Source organism: Enterococcus sp. AMC1623, assembly GCF_058216495.1.
Genome location: NZ_CM177096.1, coordinates 612434 through 635427, shown reverse-complemented (window position 1 = coordinate 635427; position 22994 = coordinate 612434). Strand labels below are relative to the sequence as shown.

Below are 22994 nucleotides of genomic sequence, written 5' to 3'. Positions count from 1 at the left end.
TTTTTTACAGCAAATTATACCTAGAAAATAACACCCTATTATTAAAAAAAGAGGTTGATCTAATAACCACGCATGCAGAAAGCTAACCATACATATTAAAGGAAATATCAATTGGTTCTTCCAAACATACTTGTGACTATTGGTCATCCAATTCACCAAAAGAAAGTTTCTCAAAATATTTCGGTTCCAATTGCACCTGTTCGACTTCGACCCCAACGTGTTTAATTAATTCCATTGCATATTCGTTATTGCGATAATCATTTAAATAATAGATTTTTTTTACCCCAGCTTGCAAAATAGCTTTTGTACAAGGCAAACACGGAAAATGCGTCACGTAAATTTCAGCACCTTCTGTAGAAATACCTAATTTAGCACATTGTAACAACGCATTCATTTCTGCATGAATCGTCCGAATACAATGGCCATCTACTATATAACAACCATCATCAATACAATGATGATCGCCACTAACCGAACCATTATAGCCACCAGCAATAATCCGTCGATCTTTAACTAACGTAGCCCCCACCTCTAAACGCGTACAAGTACTGCGTAGCGATAACAGAACCGATTGTGCCATAAAATATTGGTTCCATGGGATACGTTCGTAAGATTTATTTAAATCATTATTTGTATTTCTATTTTTTTCTTTCATCTATAAACTCCTTTAAATAATGATTGATTGACTTAGTCACTTAATTGTATATTTCTAATTTAAATTAATTTTATCTTTAAATAGCTTTTTTGTTTACCTTTTAAGAGGTAGTTTCAAATTTTTTAAAGAAACAACCCCGCTTTTGAAATGTGTACGCTAACTATTATAAAAATAAAAGTGCGATTGCAATAATAGATACTATATACTTAAATGAATGTTACCACAATTGCATCGAGTTTTGTTGAAAATTTTGCATATAGAGCTATCTCAAATTATATTTTCTTTTGTTTTCTGATCAAAAAGTTCTAAAAAACTATAAATACAATTTTGGAATCAATTTCCTTTTCTCATTCCGATTAATCATTTAATGCTGTAAAAAACTATAGAATTTTCAAAGAACAACATAGTTCTACTTTATAAATACGTATTAATTTGAAATAAATTTTATGGAATTTAAGTTATAGATAAAATACAAAAAGAATCAATTACTTTAATTAGCAGTTAAGGTTATACCTTCTAATAAAAATTGTATTGGACCCGTTTAAAATATCGTATTCATAGCTGATTTTTGCAATGGCTTTAATTTGTTGATTGCTCAGTTGATTCAAGTAAATATCAGCATCTTTGTAGCGAACATTGCCAATAATTTGATTTGGTTTCTCGTTGCGTAATTTTTTCATGGATTTTTTGAAGGTTGCATATGCAAGATTTTCATCGATTGATCAAAGCTTGGAAAGACAAATTCAAGAATTTGAAAAACTAGGTGCAGAAAAAATATTTATATAGAAAAAATCTGGAGCAACTGTCGAACAGCATCCAATTTTTAAAGAAGCATTAGATTTGAGAGAGTCTGATATTTTTATGGCCGAAGCAATTGGCAACCCAGTACTCGATCACTTTATCAAAGATTTGATCATTCAGATTTTAGCTACGATTGCAGAGCAAGAACGAACGGAATCTAAAAGACGGCAAGCTCAAGGAATTAAGATTGCCAAGGAGAAAGGAATTTATAATGGGCGTCCCAAATTATATTAAGAAAGAATGAGAGATCCTCAAAAAAGGGCACTTTATCGTCAAATTGTAGAAAAACTAGTAATGGTGATTTCTATTTCAGAAATATCTAAAGAGTTGGGAATCACTAGACAAACCATTTATAGAATAAAAAAAGAACTGGAGAATTAAATATCTCTAGTTCTTATTTTCGTATGAATTTTTATGCCTAAACGTTTTTCTACATATTTTTTTCGGTTTTTTATTTGATTCATCATTATATTATTAGTGTTTGGAGATATACTGTCAAATTTTATTTGTGCCTGTTTAGCGTATGAAATAAAATTACTAAGTTTCCCTTTATTATCACCAATATCTGTGTAAAGCTTGTATATTTTTTTACGATAAGGAATCTTATCTAATCCTTTCTTTCTTTTTGTTTTATGAGCCCTATTAATAAGTTTTTTAGCATTGCGATAAAATTTGTAGGTACTTTTTCCGCGCATTTGTACAGTTTTTCCATCGAAAGTAAATCCTAAATAGTCTAAACTACTTTTTTTATTATTGTCTAGTAGTTTGATTTGTTTATCCTTATAGAAGTACATTTCGGTCTTATCCTTATGAAGATTGATTTTATTATCTTCAGCCAAGCTTCTAACTTGCTGTTCAATTGATTCAAATTCTTCCTTTTTAACATTCTTTTTTGGAATAATCAAAATAAAATCGTCAGAATATCTTCTGTAAATTCCTAAGTATTCGTTGGCCGTTTTTTGTAACGCCAAGTCAAAATCAATTGTATAAACATTTGCTAATACAGCACTAATTGCTGTTCCCTGGGGTATTCCTTTAATCGAATCAGGATTTGTTTTAGTCGTGTGTACTTTTTGAAATTTTCTAAAATCACTCAATTGATTAAAGTAGCTTTTTCTTCCTGATTTCTTTATTTGTTTATCGGTTCCGAACAAATCAATAAGTAATTGTTTTTCATAATAGCCATATTTAGTTACAGAATTAAAAACATTGAACCAATCTTTACTTAATATTGTTACACCCAATACTGTGGCCAATCTTTGTTTCAATAATGAATGTTGCAAGCTATCAAAAAAATGAGTGAAATCACCTACTAAAATATATGCTTCTTCAAATTCTACAATACTATTTATAACCTCTGCTGCAAAATCAATATTAGATTGCCCTTTTCTGTTATTTCTATACGCTGTTACACAATCATCAATATTCATATTAAAGCAATAGTTATTGTATTTTGGATTTAATAGTTCATCAGCATAGAACTTATAAATAAAATTATCCCAATGCCCAGCATACATTATTTTTCGTTTTTTTTCTTTGATGGGTCTGCTATTTTTTTCCAAGTTTCTTTCACCAATGTATTTCTCAAAAGAATCTACATAATGAATCAACGGCAAAAAACTATGTCTAGCAATCCTTTTAGGATTAGTAACATAGTTTTCTGCATTCTCAATCTTCACTCTATGATCAAAATGCAAATATGTTTTTGTTTTATATTTATTAGAGCCTAACATATTCGCACCTCTTTTTTGGAGCTGAAAGGAACAGCAGATCTGATTTCTGACATATGTCCCTTCCGGCAGCATGAGCCGTATGTACTGCTATATCGGCCATTTTTATTAGCAGCAAATCAGCAGATTCAACTAATCTGTTATAATGTTATTGACTGGTTCATGAAAGGAGAAATTCAAGTGAATATATCTTTATCACTAGTTCTTAACCTATCAATCATGTTAATTCAAGAAGTATTAATAATTCTTGATATTAACTCAAAGCTACACTTACCTGAAGATTTCAAGCAGTCTTTGCTTGCAAGTCTGAAACATTATATTCTGTCACCAATTACATAACAAGCACTTATAGTTTAACATAAATTATATTAAAAAGAGCAATCTTTTTACAAGGTTTCTCTTTTTTACTTTAATGTACCTTACATTTTTTACTATGTACTAATATAACTATTTTTGATGCTCCATAATTAGTTCTTTTCATTTACGAATTTGAGTTCTCAAATTTGTAAATAGTACAACTTTATTTATATGAATCCATTAAGCTCTTTGCAGATTTAAGAAGGTGTCCCATAAAAGGAATATCCTTAGATTTTGAACGAGGATTTGTATGATAATGCATATAGTATCCAGATTTACCTTTACCTCTTTCTGGTCCAGTAGGAGTTTTCCCCCTTTTTTTAATAAAGAAGCTGAACTAGCAACTGTTTTTGCTTTATATTTAGTAATTGACCACACATCTCCATTAGCTGCCATTCTAGAAATTGCTGCTTTCTAACTGCATTGTTGCGGGATTAATTTTACCTACCACTTGTTTAGATTCGAGAAGTAAATAAATTCAGTCATTTGTACAGGTGTATGATAGTGTGACGTTTGAGCGAAGTAGATATTTTGTGTATTGCGCTAAAGTAGTGCCTGTAATTAATATAGTTCGTAAAACTTTATTAGCATAAGATAAAGAAAAAAGAGGAAATATCCGACGTGATAAGCGTCGAATACTTCCTCTTTTCTAATCCTATCCGACTTTTTTGAGTAAACAATTAATTTTGATTACAAGAATTCTTTGAGGATATCAGTTACATTATCTCTTTGAGTCAGAGATAATTTTATTAATGAATCACAATCAATGCCTTCAATAGGTTCTTTATAGTATCCTTGAAAAAAATCTACTAAATCATCTGTTACGTCAGTTCTATTTGGTCTTTTTTTTGACATTTTTTTTGAATACTCTGCACTACAATCTAAAACTATAGCTACAACGTTGATATCTGTATCTATATCTTTCAAATATTCATAAGTATTTTTTCTATTAATAATATTTAAATTTGTAGAGTCATAAACTACATTTCTTGTTTTTAGTGCATGAAGACTTACTAAATTCATAACTGAAAATATAAATTCATGATTATCTTTAAATTCAGTAAAAATATTACGATATTCGTCTGATGAAACTAAAAAAGCACCTTCTTTTTCTAGTTTTTTTGAAATAGTGGTTTTACCAGAACCAGGTATACCGACTAACAAAAATAAATTATTAAGCATAATTATCCCCCTTCAATTTGTTATTTTTAATTTTTGATAAAGCCCATCAGAAGTTTCTTTTTTTCTTTAGATAGCTCTGGCCATGCAACGATATTATCATGAAAATTTCTCGGAATAAGATGGAAATGAACATGTCGAATTGACTGTCCCACACTTTCACCGCTAGCCATTAAAATATTTACTCCTGTATATCCACAGCTGTTTATTATATGGTTATTAATTTTTAGTAAAGTCTTTTGTAGTTCAATAAAATTTTCATCAGTAATATCATTTAAATCTGTGCAATGATCTTTTGGTATAATTAATATATGCCCATTTACATCTGCGAATTTTTATGTCATTTTAGAAAAGTGATCGTAATTTTATTAGAGCATAATAACCTTTAGGGAAAACCCAAAAGCACACAATATATCCATTTTTTTGTGCTTTTAACCTACTTGCTTCTCTTTCGGAAAAGGTCAATAGTTATAACGAAGTGACTCTCACTGCCTCTCAGAAGAAAGAAAATACTTACAAAGATTCATTGTGTAAAATAGTTTTCGTATTAAATTCCAGGTATTTTCTAAGTAAAAATTACACCTTTTCCCATTAAGGACATACTAATAGCGGCCGTGTTAGGAACAATTTAATTCAATCATTTTCTTTGATAAATCCCTTTGTTTAATCATTCCAATACGTTCATTGTACGTATTATGTTTATCAAAAAACTACGCTACACGATACTTCAAGCATAAAAGCTAGGTTATCATGTAGCGTAGGTTGCTATTTATGAAAATATTTGGAATTTGAATAATTCTTTCATAATCCTATTTCACACAACGGAATCCTAAATTATTCGCAGCAGACATACCTGAATTCCCATTACGAGCTGCAATCCGATACCTTTTACAGTATGAATAATGACAGAGGAAAGAACCTCCTCGTGTTGCGTAATAGGTATCATCCACTTGTTGGTATGTTTGCCAAATTTCTTCACTCGTTGTTGTTTGAAACTTCTCCAAATCAATTCGTGCTGGATTGCTACACCATTCCCAGACATTGCCAACCGCTTGATACATCCCTAGTCCATTCGGCTCGTACCATTTGGCTGGTGCTGTATTCATAAAACCATCGTCTTTTGTATTCGTTCGCGGAAAATCCCCTTGCCAAATATTCGCTCGATGTTTACCAGCTAAGATAAATTCTTCATCGCCCCATGGATACCGCTCATTATTTGTCCCACCTTTAGCTGCAATTTCCCATTCTACTTCACTTGGCAAACGTTTGCCCGCCCAGTTACAATAAACAATCGCATCGTTACGTGAGACTTGTACGACAGGATGATCCATCCGCATTTCAATCATTGAATCTGGACCTTCTGGATGACGCCAATCAGCACCTGCTACAGCGTACCACCATGCCATATTGGGAATTAATTGACTTTTCATTCGTGTTTCTTCACTCAAAAAATAGTGAAAGACAAAAGACCAACCAAAACGTTCAGCCTCAGTTACGTAACCCGTTGCCTCAATAAATTTAGCAAATTCAGCATTCGTTACGGTCGTTTCATCCATCCAAAAGGTTGGAACTGCAACCGTTAGACGAGGTCCTTCATTATCTGCTTCAAATCCGTCTGCGTGATCTGTTCCTATGATATAACTTCCACCAGGTATTTTAATCATGCTTGTCACTCCTTATAGTAGCTGAAAACTATTGTAACAATTAATCAACAAGACACAAATAATAACTAATTGGAACACCGTTGTTACTTTTTTTTCAGATAGCACGTTGCTTAACTTCGCTCCTAACAGCCCACCGATGATCGCAGCAGGTACAATATATATCAACATAGTTAAATCGAAATCACCAAAACCGGTAGACACTCCCATCGTCACTAATTTGGATAGTTGGGAGAAGAAAATTGTACAAATCGAGTACATCGTTGCTTCTTTTATAGGAATCGAGAACATTAACATTAGTAAAGAAACATTAATCGGTCCTCCACCAATACCAAGCAGACTAGCAAAAAAACCTAAAATCAGACCACAAACTAAATACCAAAAACTATGGCTTAATTGGAAATTTTTCCAATCGTATTTTGTATAGAAAAAAGCAAATAAGAGTGTAATTATCGTCAAAATAATTTGAATCATCTGAACGGCATCATCATTTGAAAAAATTCGTAAGAAATAATCAAACGCGCTATTACCAAGAATTCCGCCTAATACTGCACCTGCGGATACCCAGACAACAATCTTCCAATTAATTTTTCGCCCACTCGTTAGTTGGCGACTTGTCGAAACAATCGACATCGTAAAAACAGCAACCGACGAATAGAACGAAATCGCCACCACTGTGTGCGCTCCAATAAAATCAAAAATCGGCTTAATTAAGACACCACCACCCATGCCAGAAACAGCGCCAACTGTATTTGCTAGTATAATCACCAAAAAATAAATGATTCCAATAATCATGCATGAACCGCCTGTAATGTCTCTAAAATTCCATCTATTTTTGGAACAAATTCTTTTAACAGATGTGCATAACCACAAAAATCACGTTCATCTACATACATAGCATCTTTCATTCGCTTACAGCCACCGTGACACATTTTTAAAAATGGACAGGTTTGACATTTTTCAGGTAGGGGGGCTTTTTCACAACGAAATTTTTTAGAAACATCTTGCGAAAATAATTCTCGTAATGTTTGTTCTTGAATATAGCCCATGCGGTACTCGTCCAAGACATAAAAATCACAAGGATAGACACTCCCATCCGCTTCAATAACATACTGCACCTGACAATTTCCTAAAATACCACACGCTGTTACTTGTCGGCGAACCAATAAATTCACGATATCATCAAATAGCTTGATACTTATGTAATTCCCCTGCTGAAGTTCAGTGAACCACAATTGAAAGATTTGATGATAAAAACTTGCAAAACGCTTAGGTGTCAAAGCATAGCTATTTCGCTCCAATGCGTCTAAATCATCCAGACACGGAATAAATTGAACATAACCAATCTGTTGTTCTTTAAGAAATCGAAACACTTTCTTCGCTTCTTTCGCCAACGGATTTGTTAATACGCAAAGGACATTGTAATCAATTTCGTAACGATCAAACAGCGCCTTTGTTTGAAGAACACGCTGAAACGTTCCTCGACCTCTAGGATCCACTCGATTCAAGTCATGATAGAGGGGATGTCCATCAATTGACAACCCCACTAAAAAATTATGTTCTTTAAAAAATACACACCATTTCTCATTAATCACTATACCATTCGTCTGTATCGCATAATGGACATGCACACGTCTGACTTGTTTTTCAATCAACTCAGTTATGTTTTGGAAATAGGATAATCCTGCTAACGTTGGTTCTCCTCCTTGAAACGCCAACGTTAACTCATCGCCATCTTCTAAATCTTCGTAAATATTCGCGATCATTTGCTCGGCAATATCTGCTTTCATTTTCCCATAAGAACGTACTTCACGCAATGAACTAACATTAGCATAAAAACAATACTTGCATCGTAAATTACAAAGTGCTGAAGCTGGTTTGATTAACACGGAAATATGTTTCAAGATATATCCCTACTTTCTTCTATATTTTTTCACCGTTCATCACAATTACTTCTTTATACCAATCAAATGATTTTTTCTTCGAACGATTCAATGTCCCATTTTCTTGATTATCTAAATCGACATAAAAAAAACCATAACATTTGCTCATTTCCCTGTTGATGCGCTGACTAAATCGATACAGCCCTATGGTTACCCCATCAATTCAATACCATCTTCGATTACTTCAATGTGTCAACGCAAATAGTCAATTAGGTACATTCTTTGATTTCATCTAAACATGCATATTACCTACAATAATCGCAAGCGTCCTGTAATGAAATCAGATGCCATTTTTGATTCAACCGTTTACAAAGCTAACATTAAATATCGCAGTTAAAAATGCAATGTACGATTTTTCCAATGGCCATAAGTTTTCGCTAAATTTAAAGGTAATTCATAGTGAGAAATCGTAATCACTGATTCAATCTCATATTTCAAATACTCGTCAATCAAGGTATCATAAAACGTTAGTCATACTTCATTCGGTGTTAATTCATCACCATTTGGAAAACTACTTGACCAAGCGATTGAGAAACGATAGCACTTAAAGCCCATATCCGCAAATAACGCAATGTCTTCTTTAAAATGATGCTAATGATCAATTCCAGTTTGTCATAATCTAGTGACCAGTCAAATTCTTCACTACTTAAAATTGCTAGACGCTTACGCCCCCCGGCAGCACATCGTCTACAGACAAACCTTCGCTATCTACGTTATAGGCTCTTTCTAATTGATTGGAAGTTGTTGCACCATCCCATAAGAAATTCTTGAGAAATTTACCCATTGTTCTCCACATTTCAGTTGTTTATTTGAATTATTATTAACGTTTATCACGCTTCATAGGTACATAATCTGTTGTTTCCATATAAAACTGTGTCACTCGATTTTTCATTTTTTGAACTAAATCCTGGTACTCATCTAAAACAGCTAAATTATTAATTTCCATCGGATCTTCGATAGTATTATACAATTCATCTGTTTCATATAGACGCATCGTGTATTTAAAATCTCCCATTTTACACATGACTGCTTTTGTATGCTCCGGACCTTCACTATATTGTGTTGCTAGTCGTGGCCAGTAAGGAGATTCTGGTCCATGACCTAATTCCATCGCCTGTTTCTCACCATGAATACGTCCCCCTTCACAGAAGACCGCATCTTTATGCTCTTCGTCACCAGCTACCACATGCAATAGTGACTTTCCAAACTGTGTATACGATAAGTCTATTTCTGCCATTTCTGCAATCGTTGCCGGTAAATCCAGCAATTCAACTTGTGCTTTGGAAATACGTGGCTCTACTACTATTCCTTTTGCAGGCTTAATCAATAATGGTACATTCGAAATCGGATCTTCAAAACAGTTTTGAACTTTTTCCGTAATCGTATAATCTCCTGTATAATCACCATGATCACTATAAATAATCAAATTCGTATCGTCATATAAGCCAAACTCTTTCAATTTTTCTTTAATCAATCCTACTTGATGATCAAAACGAGAAACCATCGCTAAATAAGTTCCTCTCAATTCATCAAAACGCTCTTCTGACCAATCGTTTAACTCTTGTCGTTCATTAATACCATATAGCATCGAAGCCTTGTTTGGAACTTCTTGAATATTTGGACGACGAGGTGGTAGCTTACTTCGATCAATATTTGAATACCATGGGTCTTCACACGCATATGGTGGATGTGGAAATGAAATAGTACAATAAACGAAGAACGGTTTATCTGAAGATTCTTTACGACGACGTTCAATGTACTCCAATGCTTTTTCTACACAATTCCAATCTGTTTTTCCATATCCTTCTCCATCTGGTAATTTCCCCATATAAAAAGAGTAATAAGTATCTCCTGATAACATTTTATCGTATAACTTTTTACTATCTTCATTCATATCAACAGAGTGATCCATTTGACTATTTTCAGCATCGCGTGTGTTTTCATTTTTCACACCATCATAATACTCGTCACAGTATTCTGTTTTAGGCCGATCCGCGGGAACAACATCATTCCGACCAATCCAAATCACTTCATATCCATTATTTTTCATTTCCTTTAAAATGTTAGGTTCGTCTTCACGTTGTAAATAATGCATTGTTCGATGCCCACTCACATGTGGATACAACCCTGTTAAAAAACTATTTCTAGAAGGAACACATACTGGATTTTGACAGTATGCATTCTCAAAAGAGACACCCTCCGAAACTAAATCATCTAAATTAGGTGTGATAGATGCTGGATTTCCCATGTGTGCCAATGCGTCATTTCTCATTTGATCTGCTACAAATAGAAAAATATTCTTTTTACTCATCAATTGTCCCTCCTAAGCTATTACTGTTAATAAATTATCTTCATGACTGACAGATGAAACTTCAACATTCACAATTTCTAAATATTTTTTAGAATTCGTAATTATAATCGGTGTTTGCAATGAATACCCTGCAGCTGTAATCGCATCAATGTCAAATGTTACTAGTAATTGACCTTTTCTCACTGTATCACCTTGTTTCACAGCTGGATTAAAGTATTTTCCTTGTAGATTCACTGTATCCATACCAATATGAATCAATATTTCAATACCTTCATTTGTTGTTAAACCAAGAGCATGGTATGTCGGAAACAACGTTGTCACCTCGCCATCTGCTGGTGCGTAGACTTTCCCTTCAGTTGGCAAAATTGCTACTCCTTGACCAAGTAAACCTGTCGAAAAGGCAGCATCAGATACTTTACTTAACGGTATCACTTCACCTTTAATTGGTGTATCCAGTTCATATAAAACTGTTTGACCTAAGGTTTCATTAATAGAAACACTCTCTTTTTCAGTAACTTCGTCTGTTTCTTCATCCAATTTTGGATTATAAGAATAGAAATAAGTAATTAAGAATCCTACGACAAATGCAACTGCACAAGCAATAGTAAATCCAATAAAACTGTTGTCAAAACCAACTTCAGGGTTGATAAACCTTGGTAAGGCAAAGATCCCTGTTCCACCATTAATGTACACTCGTGTTTTGAAAATCCCCATAATTGCACCAGCAATGGCAACTGCTACTGAAGTAGTATAGAAAACTTTCTTTCTAGCCAATGTTACACCATATAATGCTGGTTCAGTAATCCCGAATACTGCTGACAAAGCTGCAGGAAAAGCGATTTCTTTTAGTTTTTTGTTCTTGGTTTTGAAGAAAACTGCAAACGTTACGCCAGCCATTGCCAAAGGTGTTGCAAGACCAGCCATCATAACTACGTCATATCCTAGAGTTGCATAGTTGTTCAATGCAATTGGAACAAATCCCCAATGCAGACCAAACATAATAAAGACTTGCCAAAAGCCACCAATCACAGTTCCTGCAATGATTGGACTGAAATCATTTGCTGCTGATAATATTTGTCCAATAAACAAACCCGCCCAAGTTGTAATAGGACCTACAATTAAAAATACTAAGGGTACTGTAATAATTAATGTTAGAAAAGAAACAAAGAAACTACGCACCATACGAGGAATAACTCTTGTAAAAAAAGCCTCAAATTTAGCAGCTAAATAAGTTCCTGCAATGATAGGAATAACACTTGAGGCATAGTTCATCAAAATAACTGGTAATCCCAAAAATTTGATATAGACTGGGGATTCAATGACTGTTCCTTGAAATAAAGTGAATAACGCTTCCCCTCCAGCACTACTTGCTGCAACAACTGATGGATACACTAATGCAGCACCAATAGCCATACCAATAAATGGCTTTCCTCCAAATTTATTCGATGCTGTATAACCTAAGAATAATGGAAAGAAATAAAAGAGACCGTCACCAGTAGCATTCAAAATTAGATATGTTCCTGATACTTTGTCAATTAATTCAAAAGCTGCTAGTAAAGCTAATAAGCCTTTGATCATACCGGCAGCCATCAAAACATTAATAACTGGGGTAAATACACCAGATACAATATCAATGAAATTATTTAAAATCCCTTTCGGCTTATCTACATCGTCTTGTGAAGTTGATGCATTTTGAATTCCAGCTAACTCTACAAATTCTTTATATACTTCTGCAACATGATTTCCAATGACTATTTGATACTGACCACCACTTTGTACAACCGTTACAACACCTGAAATCTTTTTAATAGTCTCTGTGTTTGCTTTCGATTCATCTTTTAATTTAAAACGCAAACGAGTCATACAATGTGCTAAACCATTAATATTTTCTTTTCCCCCAATATTTTCTAATATTTGTTCATTTAATTCTTTATAATCCATCACAATTATCCTCTCCAATAATTTCTATAAAATAAAAAACAAGACTAAACAAAGTTGTCTCACAACAACTTCGTCAAGTCTTGCCTGCATGACCAGTAACACCTTGAATTATTTCTCTATTAATTTTTGTACATGTAGCGTTAAATATAATTGTTCTTCATCGATTAATTCTTTTTCTAAATACCTGCCAATCAGCAAGGTTGTTTCATATGCTTCTGGATATTTCTCAATCACATGAACCAATAACGGATTACTAGAATTTTCAGTTATACGTGTTTCCAATCGTTTAAAGAAAAATCTTAAATGTGTCACAAACCGTTCGAATGATAAACTCTTTTCATCAACATCCACGTGGTTATGCATCCTAATAATAGCTAAAATATCTCGGATCTTTTGGGTCAATGATTGAATGTTTTCAACTTGCTCGTCACTATTTAATTGTGCATTAATAAAGTGCATAGCAATATTACTTGCTTCAGAATCATCTAGTGTTGTTTTAAATTTTTGATTAATCAATTGAACCGCATGTTCTCCCACCAAAAATTCATTTGGGTAAAACTTACGAATTTCCCAAAACAATTGATTATTCAAATGTAGCCCTTCTTTTTGCAGTCTCACAGTGTTAAAAAGGTGATCTGTTAATGAAATATAAATAGAATCGCTCAACTCATACGTGATTTTTTGTTTCCCATATTTGATAATATCATCTGCTAACGTCGCATATTCGACAGGCATATCCTGTAACAAATTCATCAAACGTTTTGTTGATTGCTTCTGCAACACAAAAACCCGCTCAATTTTCTTCTCATCTGCTTCTTGTCCAGGCTTTGTCTTAAAGCCAATGCCTGTCCCAATCCAGATATAATCTTTTGACCCTTCACCTACCAACACTGAATTATTGTTCAGTATCTTTTTAATTTTCAAACAAGATTTCACCTCCTAAAAAAAAGGCCATACCTTAACACACACGTAATTCTAATACGTGCATCCTAAGGTATAGCCTGCTTTACCAGTAACTACCCATTCAATTGACTATATGATATACTAATAAACAAAAAAAAGCAAGCGGTTTCTAAAATTTAATATAGAAAATTATCTACATGCGTCTTCTATATTCTTTGCTAGTTCCTCTTAGCAAAGAAATAATGTATAGATATAAAACTCGATTTCTTTATCGATTCAGCAATCCTCGGATACTCCACTACTATGATGAAATTGGACTGTTTCAACCGAACAGCAAAGACGAGAACGGGCACCGTTATTATTCCCTTGATCAACTTTTGGATCTCGGATTCATCCTGTCATTGAAAGAACTTTCGATGCCCTTAAAAGATATCCAAACAGTGCTTACCGGTGATGCAGAAATCATGAGAAAACTGTTGAAATCCAAGCGTCAAACCATCGATGAAAAAATCCAACAGATGACCAACATCAAAAAAATCATCGAACGAAAAGTAGCGGATTTACGGTTGGTTGCAGAAAAACTTCCCCTTTTTCCTTGATTGAACAGCAAAAAGAATATTTATCCATGCGGCAGCAGCTTACCGGAGATAATCAGCCAAGCTTACGATCTTTTGATGGCACAGCCTTACCTTTTTTCAAATAACGAATCAGGAAAATCCGCAACTAGCCTCGTTTGTTAAACCAGCAGGACACTATTTGATTGCGATTTATCAAGGTGATGATGAAAGATTGAAGCAGTTTTATCACAAAGTCAAACAGCTGATCGCCAATCATGAGTGAAAAATCGATAACTACTTTTATGAACGTTCGCTCCACGAAACGATCCTTAACAACAAGGTCGCCTATTTGACAGAGCTTCAAGTACGTATTTTACCAGAGGCGTAACTGTTCGCTTGGCAAATTCAATGAACGAAAAAAATACCTGTACGATAATTTGGAAATAGTCCAACAATTTGATTCCATTGTTCAACACTCAATTCATATCGCCGGGATTATGCCATTCTTTATCAGGCTCCATTCGTTTTTATTAGAGCATACCATATTTCTGTTAAGTTTTCAGACACATCCTAGTATCAGATATATTTGGTCCCCTTCTTGTAGAATGTTTGGTGTAATTCATTATTTTTATGTTTTAAGTGGATTTCGAATATTAGATTTGAACTACAATACTGACTACTATATATCAAACAAACTGACTTAAGCGTCTCTAGTTTAAACGATTTAAATAGCTTCGTAACTCAGATTTTACTGGTTCTCTAATGATACTGTATCCATGTCTCCAACATTTCCATTAGTAATCTCTTACATTTATTAACTGTCATAAATTCCTGATAACTCACTTCCCATTTCTTTTCTGACTGGAGATTCTTCATTATCTCATAAATGTCTTCTAAAATACTCACCGCATGACGATAGTTTGTTCTCTTTCCTTGCCTAGCATAGTAATCGGCTTTTTCCCAATAAAGAGCAAGTACTTCTTGAGGATATTACTTCACTACTTTGTATCATTTCGCGGATAAAAAAATCCCTTACACCAGCTTCCCAACGCCGTCAAAATTATATACTTCCTTTATAGTCCAAAAACAAACCACGCATCTTGAGACACCTGGCTTGTTTTTTATCCTAATGCATAATTTTTTCATAAATCCATATAGCGTAGTGTTTCTACTTAAAAGGTATAATCCTCTTCGTCCATCGCCTCCACACTACCCATTAAATAACCCGCACCAACTTGGGAAAAGAAATCATGATTGGCGGTTTCGGTTGAGATTCCATTCATGACAATTGGGTTAATGTCTTCGATTGTCGCTTGTTCAAATCTTGCTGGAAAGCCCATATTTTGTAAAGATTTATTAGCATTGTATCGAACAAACTGTTTGACTTCCTCTGCTAAACCGATTGGTGCATAGATTTCTTCTGTAAAAAGAAATTCATTTTCTAGTAAATCATCCAGTAATTCATCCATCCAGACTTTAAACGTAGTCTGCTCTTCTGTGGAAAGTTGCTTAAAACTTAGTTGGAACTTATACCCTAAATACGTTCCATGAACCGATTCATCTCGAATGACTAATTTAATGATTTCTGATAGATTAGCTAATTTATTTTGACCCCGATACCAAAGAGGTAGGAAGAAATTATTGTAGTATAGAATTCCTTCCAAATAGACACTTGCCACTTTCTTTTTCAAATGATCTTCCTTTTTATAGATCTCATTGATTCGTTTTACTTTATACTGCATTCGAGGATCATTATTCATCCATGCAAACGTTTCTTGCGTCACTGCTTTTTCATTCAAAGACGTTAAAATAGTGCCGTAGCTTTTGGCATGGATTGATTCCATTAGTAAAAAATTATTAATAACCGCCATTTCTTTATGGGTCAATGCATCTTCTCGCATCACATTGACCCCTTCTTCAGACTGAAGGGTGTCTAACAAGGCCAACCCACCTACCACTTTATTTAAGATGCTTTTCTCTATTGCGGACAAGGTATGCCAATCTTTCAGATCATTAGACACCGGTACTCGCGTATCTAGCCAAAATTGAGCTGTAGCTTTGTTCCATACATATTCATCAAATTCATCTTCAATGACATTCCAGTTGACTGTTTCTACCATTGCTCATCCTCCTATCCTTTTTTTAAAATTCGTAATCTTCATTATTCATCGCTTCTGTTTGATTACTTAATATTTGTCGCGCCTCTTTTCGTAAATCATCAATGTTTGTTAACCAGCTATCTAGTTTACTTCCTATCATTTGAGGTAATTCAAAGAAAACCGTTTCTGAAGATCCAACTAGTTGAAAGAAATAATTAGTTGCATAGTGAACCAATTCTTTAGCAATCTCGCTTTCCGTGCTGTATCGACAAATCAGTTTTTCTTCAAGAGGCAAGATTTTTTCTACCAATTCAACGACCCATTCCATTACGGCAACTTGTTCTACTACAGGCAATTCTTGATAAGCTAATTGAAATTTATACCCAATATAGGCGCAATAAATCCCGCCTCCTCGTAAGATGTTACCAATTAATTGATTGGTTTGAACAAGTTGAGTTTCTACTAAGATGGGGGATAATCTACCATAAGCTAGAACTGTCTCACCTAACAAGAAAGCCACTTTTTTTTGCAATTCACTGCCTGATTGATAGACTTCATCGATGATAGTCAATTCCAACGCTAATTCTACTTGGCGGTCAGCAAAGGCATAGTATTCAGCCGTTTGATCTTCTGTTAAAAAGGCTCGAAAGAAAGTGGTCATGGCCTTTGTATGAACAGATTCCATAAACGTCGTGATATTTAAGACAGCTTCTTCTTGTTGGGTTTGAATTCCTCTTCTCAGACTGGGGGCACCATATTCTGACTGCAAGGCATAATTTAACGACAAACTAGCCATCATCTTGTTCAAGTTTTCCTTTTTTCTTTTTGCTAGGTTTTCCCATACGAAAAGATCTTCTTTTAAAGGTAAACGTGTATCCAACCAGAAATTGTTGGTTAATTTTTCCCAGGTATATTGATCTAAGGTATCTTGAAGTTCGTCCCAATTGACGGCTTTGTAGTATAAAAAGTTCATTGTATTCTTTCCTTTGTTTCAGCTATCTATTATTGTTAAATCATACAAGCTGTACATTCATTGGCTGTATGAATCTCATCATCTTCGGTAAATGTACGAACGTAATACAACGACTTAATTCCTTTGGTCCAGGCATAATTACGTAAGCGATTTAAGTCCCTCGTGGTCATTAGGGATGTCCCTTGATTCTTCCACTCATAGAGCCCTTCTGGTAAAACCGACCGCATAAATAAGGTTAAACTCATCCCTTGATCAATATGTTTTTGTGCAACTGCGTAGGTATCAATGATTCTTCGTTGATCCAAATCATAAGCTGACGTATAAAATGGCAAGGTCTGATCACTTAAAAGCGGTGCTGGATAAAAGATAGAACCCACATTACTTTCTTGACGTTGCTCGACTAATTGTGTTATTGGATGAAGAGACGCACTGGTTTCGTTGATATATGAAATCGATCCATTTGGTGCAATTGCTAATCGATTGCGATGATATAAACCATCCTTAGCAACAGCTTCTTTTAATGCTTGCCAATCAGCTTTAGTTGGTAAATGAATTGCTGCAAATAATTCTTTATTTTTAGCCTCTTTCAATTCAAAATCCATGGCCAAATAGGTGTCAAAATAGTCTCCATTAGCATAAGTCGGTTGTTCAATGGGAAATCGAGTGTCTTATCTGATTCACATCAAAGAAATGGCTATACAGATGAAAAAAGAGAATATTCCTGTAAAAATGATTATGGAAGAATTAGGAATTAAGAACAAAACACAAATTGAAACGTGGTGGCGTTGGTATCGTAATGGTGATAATCACCGACTGGTTTAGCTGGTTGGAAAACAGTATTCTTATGGAAAAGGTCCAGAAGATCAATCAAATGAACAACAGCTCAAAAATGAAAATAAATTTTTAAAAATGCACATTGAGGTGCTAAAAAAGTACAAAGAATTGGAAAGAATGTGGAGCCAGAAATATTTGTAAAATTAGTCAAAAAAATGAAAGGAAAATTAACCATTACTGCATTGTGTCAGCTTTTCGAAGTTTCGCGAGCTACCTATTATCGTTGGACTCATCGGAAATACTTCGGGAAATTAACTGCCCTTGAAGAAGCTGTTCGTTGCCTCTATATAAAAAGCCGAGCAATGATACAATAAATGTACGAATCACTCAGCTTTTTTCATCTAAAATATTATTTTGAATTTTATCTATACATATGAGAGTACTTTACAAAAAGTAGTAACTATGGTTTCCTGTAATCACCTTATCTCCCATTATTGACATTCCGTTATCAAATTCTATATATAAATTTTTTTCTTGCAATATTAATCGACTATCTTTCACGTTGTCCTTTAAAAAATCTCTTATCTTCCTATTTGAAACCGGATAGCTAATTCTATCAATCTTCGTACTTCCATTAGGATGAGTATATTTAATGGGGCGTGGATTCGTAGAAAAGTGACTCATAAAAAATGGATACTCAAAATCGTCTGGAAAAAACACTTGATAGTTTAATTTTCTATTATTTGTATCAATTCTTCTAGTTCTCAATAATTGACCTTTGCCATCTAATTGTTTAATTACATATTTTAATTCTTTTTTCGATCCTTCTAAACAAATATCTTGTAATCCTTCAGGCCCATTTTCCCAGGTATTCACTCGTTGAATAAATTGTTTATTTATAAAAATTGAAAATATTTTTTTTGCATACGTAGGTAAACCAGTATTCTCCAATAACTCTAAGTATCCTCCTTGAGAAAAATAAATCAATGCATTGTACGGTTTGTTTTTTCTACCATATTCTACTTTAAAACCAAATCTTCTAAATTTTTTTACTGCTGCATCCAAATTATTTACTTTATAAATAATATGTCCTACAAACATTTTCACACCTCGATTCATTACATTATTTTTCCAATTGATAAATTGCTAAACGATTGTTCATTTGCTTAATTATCGGTAACACAGAAAACAGCCAGCCTAGCAATGAATATTTTCGCATGACAGCGTTGAAACTCTCTTCTTTTATTAACTTCAAATAGGGATACAAGTGAGTTAGTTCATGGCCATTTTTCGTTCCCCATTTGATTTGAGCCTGAGTATGCCTTAGAGCATCATGATACTTAGCATTTTCAATAAAAAAAGAGGACATTAACTCGGTTATTAAAATATAGTTTTCAAATCTACTGGAAAGAAGGTGAAATAAATGAATGATTTCTTCTGTATTAAAATACATTAATAACCCTTCAGCTATAATAATTATTTTGCCTCTTTTTATGATTCGTTTTAACCAATCAGAATCCAATACTGAAGAAGAAACTATAACTTCTCTTCTTCTAGGTTCAAAAAAATTTTTCCTTAATGCAATTGCATCTGGCAAATCGATGTTATACCACATAATTCTCCCGTTATCCACTCTAGAAAAACGATCATCTAAACCACACCCTAAGTTCAAGAAAGTCGCTGTCGGAAATTGCTTAACATAATATTCTACTTCTTGATCAAACATAATTGTTCTCGCGACAACACCTTCATGACTCATAAACTTATCATATTTATAAATATCAATGTCCATCGCTTTAGTAATACTTACAGCTTTAAAATCACTTAATCTAGCATTGTTTCGTCGTGTCTCATTTGCTCTAATACTAAGCGGTATCAACATCGTTTCTTGAACACTTCCTAAATCAATGGGCATCTTCTCTCCTCCTTTTTAAAATAAATTTTCTATCTTCATTTACAATTCCTCTTTCAAACGAAATAACCAAAGTTTACATAAACGATTTATTCTGCGTATAGTAAACAAAAATTTTCCTGTGTAGATAGGATCTTCAATATCTAACAGTATTTCCTTATCAGATATACTCGTAAACAAGTAAATTTTTTCTGTAACATCTGAGGCATACTGAACATTTAATTCATAAAAAATGTCTTGATCCATCGCTAGAATATAGTCATACTCATCCAATTTTTTTCTTCCTATAAAAGTAGCGTGATACTTACTGGCATCACAACCAAACCATTTCAAATATCTACTGATTTTAGGATGGATTTTTTTACCATGCGTGCGTTTCAATAAACCTGCAGACTCAACCTTAATTGTATGAATATTGGCTTCATTAAGCATTTTTTTCAATAAATATTGACCTGCTGGTGAACGGCAAATGTTTCCTTTACAAACAAAGAGTACTTTCATCTAATCACTCGTTTCAGCACTTAGTAAATTTAATTGTTCTTTATAATGCATTCCTTTTGTCGTTAAACAAAGAATATTCTCCGTCACTTCTATATACTCTTTTTGCACTAATTTTCTGATGAATTTTTCTACTTTTGTTTCACTCCAATTAAGCTTATCACTAAGTTCTTCTTTGTTCTGTTCCTTTTCTTCAGCTAAATAAACCAATAGTAAATTCATCTGATAGCGTTTTTTCAATTGAAGATGTTTCATTTGCTTTCCAATTAATCCATTTGGGTAAAAAATAAAAGTTAACAAAAAAGTGACGAACGCTAGAGTAGCGCTCATACCTGTCATTGAGACATCAAAGTGTATCGCAAGCCAATAACCCAGCAAGCTATTTCCAATACCATATATCATAGACAATAAAATCATAATATATAATCGTTTAGATAATAAATAGGCGCTTAAAACAGGTGCGACCATGAAAGAAATAACTAAGATTGATCCTACTGCATTAAAAGCGACTACCGTAGTAATTGAAACCAGTGTCATTAATACAAAATGAAGGAGCGATACAGCAATACCAATAGACGCAGCATATTGTCCATCAAATGTGGAAACTTTCAATTGATTGTAAAAAAGAATGATAAATAAAAAATTGATAAGAAAAACAACGGACATTTCAACAAAAGTTCGAGGGAACGTCATTCCGAAAACAGTGACTGTATTTAATGAAGCAAAAATCACTTCTCCACTAAGAACGACATCAATATCTAAATGGACATTACGCGCAAACTTCGAAATAATAATGATGGCAATCGCAAAGAGTAACGGAAAAACCAAACCTGTTGCAGCGTCATTTTTTAAATTAAATTTTTTTACCAATGCTTCAATTGCATACACTGTGAATACACCGAATAAGGCAGCTCCTAGAAATAGGAACGGAGAATCTAAATCATGCGCAACGAAATACCCAGCAACAATACCAAGTAATACAGTGTGGGAGATGGCATCTGAAACCATTGCTAAATTTCTTAAAACTAAAAATACACCTACCAAACTACAAGACATAGCTGTGATAATTAAAACTGACAATGCACCCATCATTTTACACCCTTTCTCTTACGTAAAGATCCTGCAATAAAACCTTTTGGTGAAAAAAGAATGGAAAAAATAGCAACTATGGACATCATAAGAATAATCATTGGCCCGGTCGGCATATTTTTTACGGTTGAACTAATATAAGTTCCAACAAATGCGGAACCTCCACCAACTATTCCTGCAATAAGTAAAACAATAGGGAATCGATTGCTCCACTGTAAACCAGTGATAGCTGGAGCAATAAGCATACTACTAATCAAAATCGCTCCTACTGCTTTTAGCCCAACCGAAATCAAGACCATCGACATAATTAAAATCAACCAATTTAAAAAGGAGGCTTTAATCCCCACTGACCGAGCAAATTGCTCATCAAAAACAAAAATTTTTATTTCTTTATAAAATAGTAATAACAACGAAATGGAAATAATCGCTGCCAAAATAATTAAATAAACATCATTTCTCATCAAGTAAGCAGCTTGTCCAAAAATATAATTCTGCAATCCAGCTTGAGAAGCATTGGAATACTGTGGATTTCCTTGAATATAGCTTTTTAATACCATTCCCAATCCAAAGAAAGAAGATAAAACTAAAGCGAGGATACTATCCATTTCTATTTTTGAATTCTTACCAATCAATTGAATGGAAAAAAAGGCAATAATACCTGAGAACAATGCACCTAATGCTAAAATAATTGGATTTCGTTGTTGAAACAACATAAAACTAATAACAATTCCAGCAAATGACGAATGTCCAATGGCATCACCAATTAAACTTTGACCTTTCAATACACTAATTGTCCCAACCATGCCTGAAGCGATGGCCAAAATTACGGTTCCTGCTGCAACTACTAAAAAAGAGTAGTTTGTTAAGATATTAATATCCATAAATCTCACCTATCTTACTACCATATGCCTGATTAATTTTTTCTTCTAAAAAAGCCTCTCTCAAAGAGCCAGTCGATACAAGCTCTTTATTTAAAATAATGACGTGATCAAAGTACTCTTTAACAGTTGATAAATCATGGTGTACGACAATAATCGTTTTCCCTTGCGCTTGAAAGTCATTCAGAATTTCAATAATCAATTTCTCGGTCTTAATATCTACCCCTTGCATCGGTTCATCCAAAAAATAGATTTCTGCATCTTGGCAAATAGCACGAGCTAAAAAGACGCGTTGCCGTTGCCCACCAGACAATTGCGAGATTTGACGATCTTTAAAGTCTTCCATCCCAACTTGTTTTAACGAAGCTAAAGCCTGTTCCTTGTCTTTTTTGTTAGCTCGTTTCAGCATGCCACTATACACATAGCGCCCCATCAATACTACATCAAAAACTGTTGTTGGAAAATCCCAATGAACGCTGCTTGATTGAGGCACATAGGCAATTTTTTTATAAATTTTTTGATAATCTTTTCCTAAAATCTTGGTTTCACCTGAAATTGGCTTAAGCAATCCTAAAATTCCTTTGATTAAGGTTGACTTTCCTGCTCCATTAGGACCAACAATAGCTGTTTTGCTATTGTTGGCAATGGATAAATTGATATTCCATAAGACAGGACTGTCATGATACGCCATATTCAGATTTTTGACTTCTACTACATTTGACATGACATCACC

At 33.9% G+C, this 22994-nt stretch carries 21 protein-coding genes and 4 pseudogenes; 4 read left to right on the top strand and 21 right to left on the bottom strand.

Annotated features, from left to right (window positions below; genetic code table 11):
• Window positions 1–136: 136 nt before the first annotated feature.
• On the bottom strand, window positions 137–655 hold the full coding sequence (locus AC4BC7_RS03170) for a ComE operon protein 2 (protein WP_490503814.1): 519 nt from the start codon (window positions 653–655) through the stop codon (window positions 137–139).
• A 687-nt stretch (window positions 656–1342) separates the two neighbouring features.
• Between AC4BC7_RS03170 and AC4BC7_RS03165 the strand changes: the two are divergent.
• Window positions 1343–1837: pseudogene (locus AC4BC7_RS03165) on the top strand (recombinase family protein).
• Here AC4BC7_RS03165 and AC4BC7_RS03160 read toward each other — a convergent pair.
• From AC4BC7_RS03160 to AC4BC7_RS03110, 11 genes and pseudogenes are all read right to left on the bottom strand, one after another.
• The gene (locus AC4BC7_RS03160; protein ID WP_490503813.1) at window positions 1834–3189 is read right to left on the bottom strand and encodes a reverse transcriptase domain-containing protein; all 1356 of its coding nucleotides are present in this window, start codon (window positions 3187–3189) and stop codon (window positions 1834–1836) included. The pseudogene AC4BC7_RS03165 and the gene AC4BC7_RS03160 overlap by 4 nt on opposite strands.
• 1044 nt (window positions 3190–4233) lie before the next feature.
• A complete protein-coding gene (locus AC4BC7_RS03155; RefSeq protein ID WP_490503812.1) occupies window positions 4234–4725 on the bottom strand; it encodes an AAA family ATPase in 492 nt (163 codons plus the stop codon).
• 26 nt (window positions 4726–4751) lie between these two features.
• Complete coding sequence (locus tag AC4BC7_RS03150; protein ID WP_490504406.1) at window positions 4752–5024, bottom strand: HIT family protein; 273 nt, start codon at window positions 5022–5024, stop codon at window positions 4752–4754.
• Between the two features lie 507 nt (window positions 5025–5531).
• Complete coding sequence (locus tag AC4BC7_RS03145) at window positions 5532–6386, bottom strand: formylglycine-generating enzyme family protein (RefSeq protein ID WP_490503811.1); 855 nt, start codon at window positions 6384–6386, stop codon at window positions 5532–5534.
• Window positions 6387–6398: 12 nt separating this feature from the next.
• The gene (locus tag AC4BC7_RS03140; protein WP_490504405.1) at window positions 6399–7175 is read right to left on the bottom strand and encodes a sulfite exporter TauE/SafE family protein; all 777 of its coding nucleotides are present in this window, start codon (window positions 7173–7175) and stop codon (window positions 6399–6401) included.
• The gene (locus AC4BC7_RS03135) at window positions 7175–8287 is read right to left on the bottom strand and encodes an anaerobic sulfatase maturase (protein ID WP_490503810.1); all 1113 of its coding nucleotides are present in this window, start codon (window positions 8285–8287) and stop codon (window positions 7175–7177) included. The genes AC4BC7_RS03140 and AC4BC7_RS03135 overlap by 1 nt, the downstream gene beginning before the upstream one ends.
• A gap of 19 nt (window positions 8288–8306) precedes the next feature.
• Window positions 8307–8435, bottom strand: coding sequence for a family 1 glycosylhydrolase (locus tag AC4BC7_RS03130; RefSeq protein WP_422389680.1), 129 nt, complete (start codon window positions 8433–8435; stop codon window positions 8307–8309).
• Between the two features lie 233 nt (window positions 8436–8668).
• A pseudogene (locus AC4BC7_RS03125) lies at window positions 8669–9110 on the bottom strand (family 1 glycosylhydrolase); the annotation flags it as partial.
• A 36-nt stretch (window positions 9111–9146) separates the two neighbouring features.
• Window positions 9147–10637 (bottom strand): sulfatase family protein, encoded by a 1491-nt coding sequence (locus AC4BC7_RS03120; protein WP_207940438.1) that lies wholly within the window; start codon window positions 10635–10637, stop codon window positions 9147–9149.
• A gap of 12 nt (window positions 10638–10649) precedes the next feature.
• Window positions 10650–12578, bottom strand: a complete 1929-nt coding sequence (locus AC4BC7_RS03115; RefSeq protein WP_490504404.1) for a beta-glucoside-specific PTS transporter subunit IIABC — start codon at window positions 12576–12578, stop codon at window positions 10650–10652.
• A gap of 108 nt (window positions 12579–12686) precedes the next feature.
• Entirely contained in the window at window positions 12687–13502 is an 816-nt protein-coding gene (locus AC4BC7_RS03110) for a PRD domain-containing protein (RefSeq protein ID WP_490503809.1), read from the bottom strand.
• Between the two features lie 176 nt (window positions 13503–13678).
• Between AC4BC7_RS03110 and AC4BC7_RS03105 the strand changes: the two are divergent.
• Both AC4BC7_RS03105 and AC4BC7_RS03100 read left to right on the top strand, forming a co-directional pair.
• A pseudogene (locus tag AC4BC7_RS03105) lies at window positions 13679–13870 on the top strand (MerR family DNA-binding transcriptional regulator); the annotation flags it as partial.
• A 27-nt stretch (window positions 13871–13897) separates the two neighbouring features.
• Complete coding sequence (locus AC4BC7_RS03100) at window positions 13898–14080, top strand: MerR family transcriptional regulator (protein ID WP_243430485.1); 183 nt, start codon at window positions 13898–13900, stop codon at window positions 14078–14080.
• Window positions 14081–15210: 1130 nt separating this feature from the next.
• On the opposite strand, the gene nrdF is transcribed toward AC4BC7_RS03100, so the two are convergent.
• From nrdF to AC4BC7_RS03085, 3 genes and pseudogenes are all read right to left on the bottom strand, one after another.
• Window positions 15211–16158 (bottom strand): class 1b ribonucleoside-diphosphate reductase subunit beta, encoded by a 948-nt coding sequence (gene nrdF, locus AC4BC7_RS03095; RefSeq protein WP_490503808.1) that lies wholly within the window; start codon window positions 16156–16158, stop codon window positions 15211–15213.
• 22 nt (window positions 16159–16180) lie between these two features.
• Window positions 16181–17110: a ribonucleotide-diphosphate reductase subunit beta gene (locus AC4BC7_RS03090; protein WP_207940434.1), complete on the bottom strand. Its 930-nt coding sequence runs from the start codon at window positions 17108–17110 to the stop codon at window positions 16181–16183.
• A 35-nt stretch (window positions 17111–17145) separates the two neighbouring features.
• A pseudogene (locus AC4BC7_RS03085) lies at window positions 17146–17778 on the bottom strand (ribonucleotide reductase barrel domain-containing protein); the annotation flags it as partial.
• Between AC4BC7_RS03085 and AC4BC7_RS03080 the strand changes: the two are divergent.
• Window positions 17762–17932 carry a helix-turn-helix domain-containing protein gene (locus tag AC4BC7_RS03080; protein ID WP_207940432.1) on the top strand — a complete coding sequence of 57 codons (171 nt, stop codon included), beginning with the start codon at window positions 17762–17764 and terminating at the stop codon, window positions 17930–17932. The pseudogene AC4BC7_RS03085 and the gene AC4BC7_RS03080 sit on opposite strands and share 17 nt — an antisense overlap.
• A 396-nt stretch (window positions 17933–18328) precedes the next feature.
• On the opposite strand, the gene AC4BC7_RS03075 is transcribed toward AC4BC7_RS03080, so the two are convergent.
• From AC4BC7_RS03075 to AC4BC7_RS03050, 6 genes are read right to left on the bottom strand one after another with little or no spacing between them, the layout of a single operon-like run.
• A complete protein-coding gene (locus AC4BC7_RS03075; RefSeq protein WP_490503807.1) occupies window positions 18329–18985 on the bottom strand; it encodes a VOC family protein in 657 nt (218 codons plus the stop codon).
• Window positions 18986–19007: 22 nt separating this feature from the next.
• Entirely contained in the window at window positions 19008–19799 is a 792-nt protein-coding gene (locus AC4BC7_RS03070) for a class I SAM-dependent methyltransferase (RefSeq protein WP_490503806.1), read from the bottom strand.
• 39 nt (window positions 19800–19838) lie between these two features.
• Window positions 19839–20297: an arsenate reductase/protein-tyrosine-phosphatase family protein gene (locus AC4BC7_RS03065; RefSeq protein WP_207940429.1), complete on the bottom strand. Its 459-nt coding sequence runs from the start codon at window positions 20295–20297 to the stop codon at window positions 19839–19841.
• The gene (locus tag AC4BC7_RS03060; RefSeq protein WP_207940428.1) at window positions 20298–21383 is read right to left on the bottom strand and encodes a metal ABC transporter permease; all 1086 of its coding nucleotides are present in this window, start codon (window positions 21381–21383) and stop codon (window positions 20298–20300) included.
• A complete protein-coding gene (locus AC4BC7_RS03055; protein ID WP_207940427.1) occupies window positions 21383–22264 on the bottom strand; it encodes a metal ABC transporter permease in 882 nt (293 codons plus the stop codon). Before AC4BC7_RS03055 ends, AC4BC7_RS03060 begins: the two co-directional genes overlap by 1 nt.
• Complete coding sequence (locus AC4BC7_RS03050; protein ID WP_207940426.1) at window positions 22254–22985, bottom strand: metal ABC transporter ATP-binding protein; 732 nt, start codon at window positions 22983–22985, stop codon at window positions 22254–22256. Before AC4BC7_RS03050 ends, AC4BC7_RS03055 begins: the two co-directional genes overlap by 11 nt.
• Between the last annotated feature and the right edge of the window lie 9 nt (window positions 22986–22994).

Coding starts and splice junctions, on each gene's coding strand:
- AC4BC7_RS03170 (WP_490503814.1), bottom strand. CDS start 655: ATGAAAGAAAAAAATAGAAATACAAATAATGATTTAAATAAATCTTAC.
- AC4BC7_RS03160 (WP_490503813.1), bottom strand. CDS start 3,189: ATGTTAGGCTCTAATAAATATAAAACAAAAACATATTTGCATTTTGAT.
- AC4BC7_RS03155 (WP_490503812.1), bottom strand. CDS start 4,725: ATGCTTAATAATTTATTTTTGTTAGTCGGTATACCTGGTTCTGGTAAA.
- AC4BC7_RS03145 (WP_490503811.1), bottom strand. CDS start 6,386: ATGATTAAAATACCTGGTGGAAGTTATATCATAGGAACAGATCACGCA.
- AC4BC7_RS03130 (WP_422389680.1), bottom strand. CDS start 8,435: ATGAGCAAATGTTATGGTTTTTTTTATGTCGATTTAGATAATCAAGAA.
- AC4BC7_RS03120 (WP_207940438.1), bottom strand. CDS start 10,637: ATGAGTAAAAAGAATATTTTTCTATTTGTAGCAGATCAAATGAGAAAT.
- AC4BC7_RS03115 (WP_490504404.1), bottom strand. CDS start 12,578: ATGGATTATAAAGAATTAAATGAACAAATATTAGAAAATATTGGGGGA.
- AC4BC7_RS03100 (WP_243430485.1), top strand. CDS start 13,898: ATGCCCTTAAAAGATATCCAAACAGTGCTTACCGGTGATGCAGAAATC.
- nrdF (WP_490503808.1), bottom strand. CDS start 16,158: ATGGTAGAAACAGTCAACTGGAATGTCATTGAAGATGAATTTGATGAA.
- AC4BC7_RS03090 (WP_207940434.1), bottom strand. CDS start 17,110: ATGAACTTTTTATACTACAAAGCCGTCAATTGGGACGAACTTCAAGAT.
- AC4BC7_RS03080 (WP_207940432.1), top strand. CDS start 17,762: ATGGGAAATCGAGTGTCTTATCTGATTCACATCAAAGAAATGGCTATA.
- AC4BC7_RS03075 (WP_490503807.1), bottom strand. CDS start 18,985: ATGTTTGTAGGACATATTATTTATAAAGTAAATAATTTGGATGCAGCA.
- AC4BC7_RS03070 (WP_490503806.1), bottom strand. CDS start 19,799: ATGCCCATTGATTTAGGAAGTGTTCAAGAAACGATGTTGATACCGCTT.
- AC4BC7_RS03065 (WP_207940429.1), bottom strand. CDS start 20,297: ATGAAAGTACTCTTTGTTTGTAAAGGAAACATTTGCCGTTCACCAGCA.
- AC4BC7_RS03060 (WP_207940428.1), bottom strand. CDS start 21,383: ATGGGTGCATTGTCAGTTTTAATTATCACAGCTATGTCTTGTAGTTTG.
- AC4BC7_RS03055 (WP_207940427.1), bottom strand. CDS start 22,264: ATGGATATTAATATCTTAACAAACTACTCTTTTTTAGTAGTTGCAGCA.
- AC4BC7_RS03050 (WP_207940426.1), bottom strand. CDS start 22,985: ATGTCAAATGTAGTAGAAGTCAAAAATCTGAATATGGCGTATCATGAC.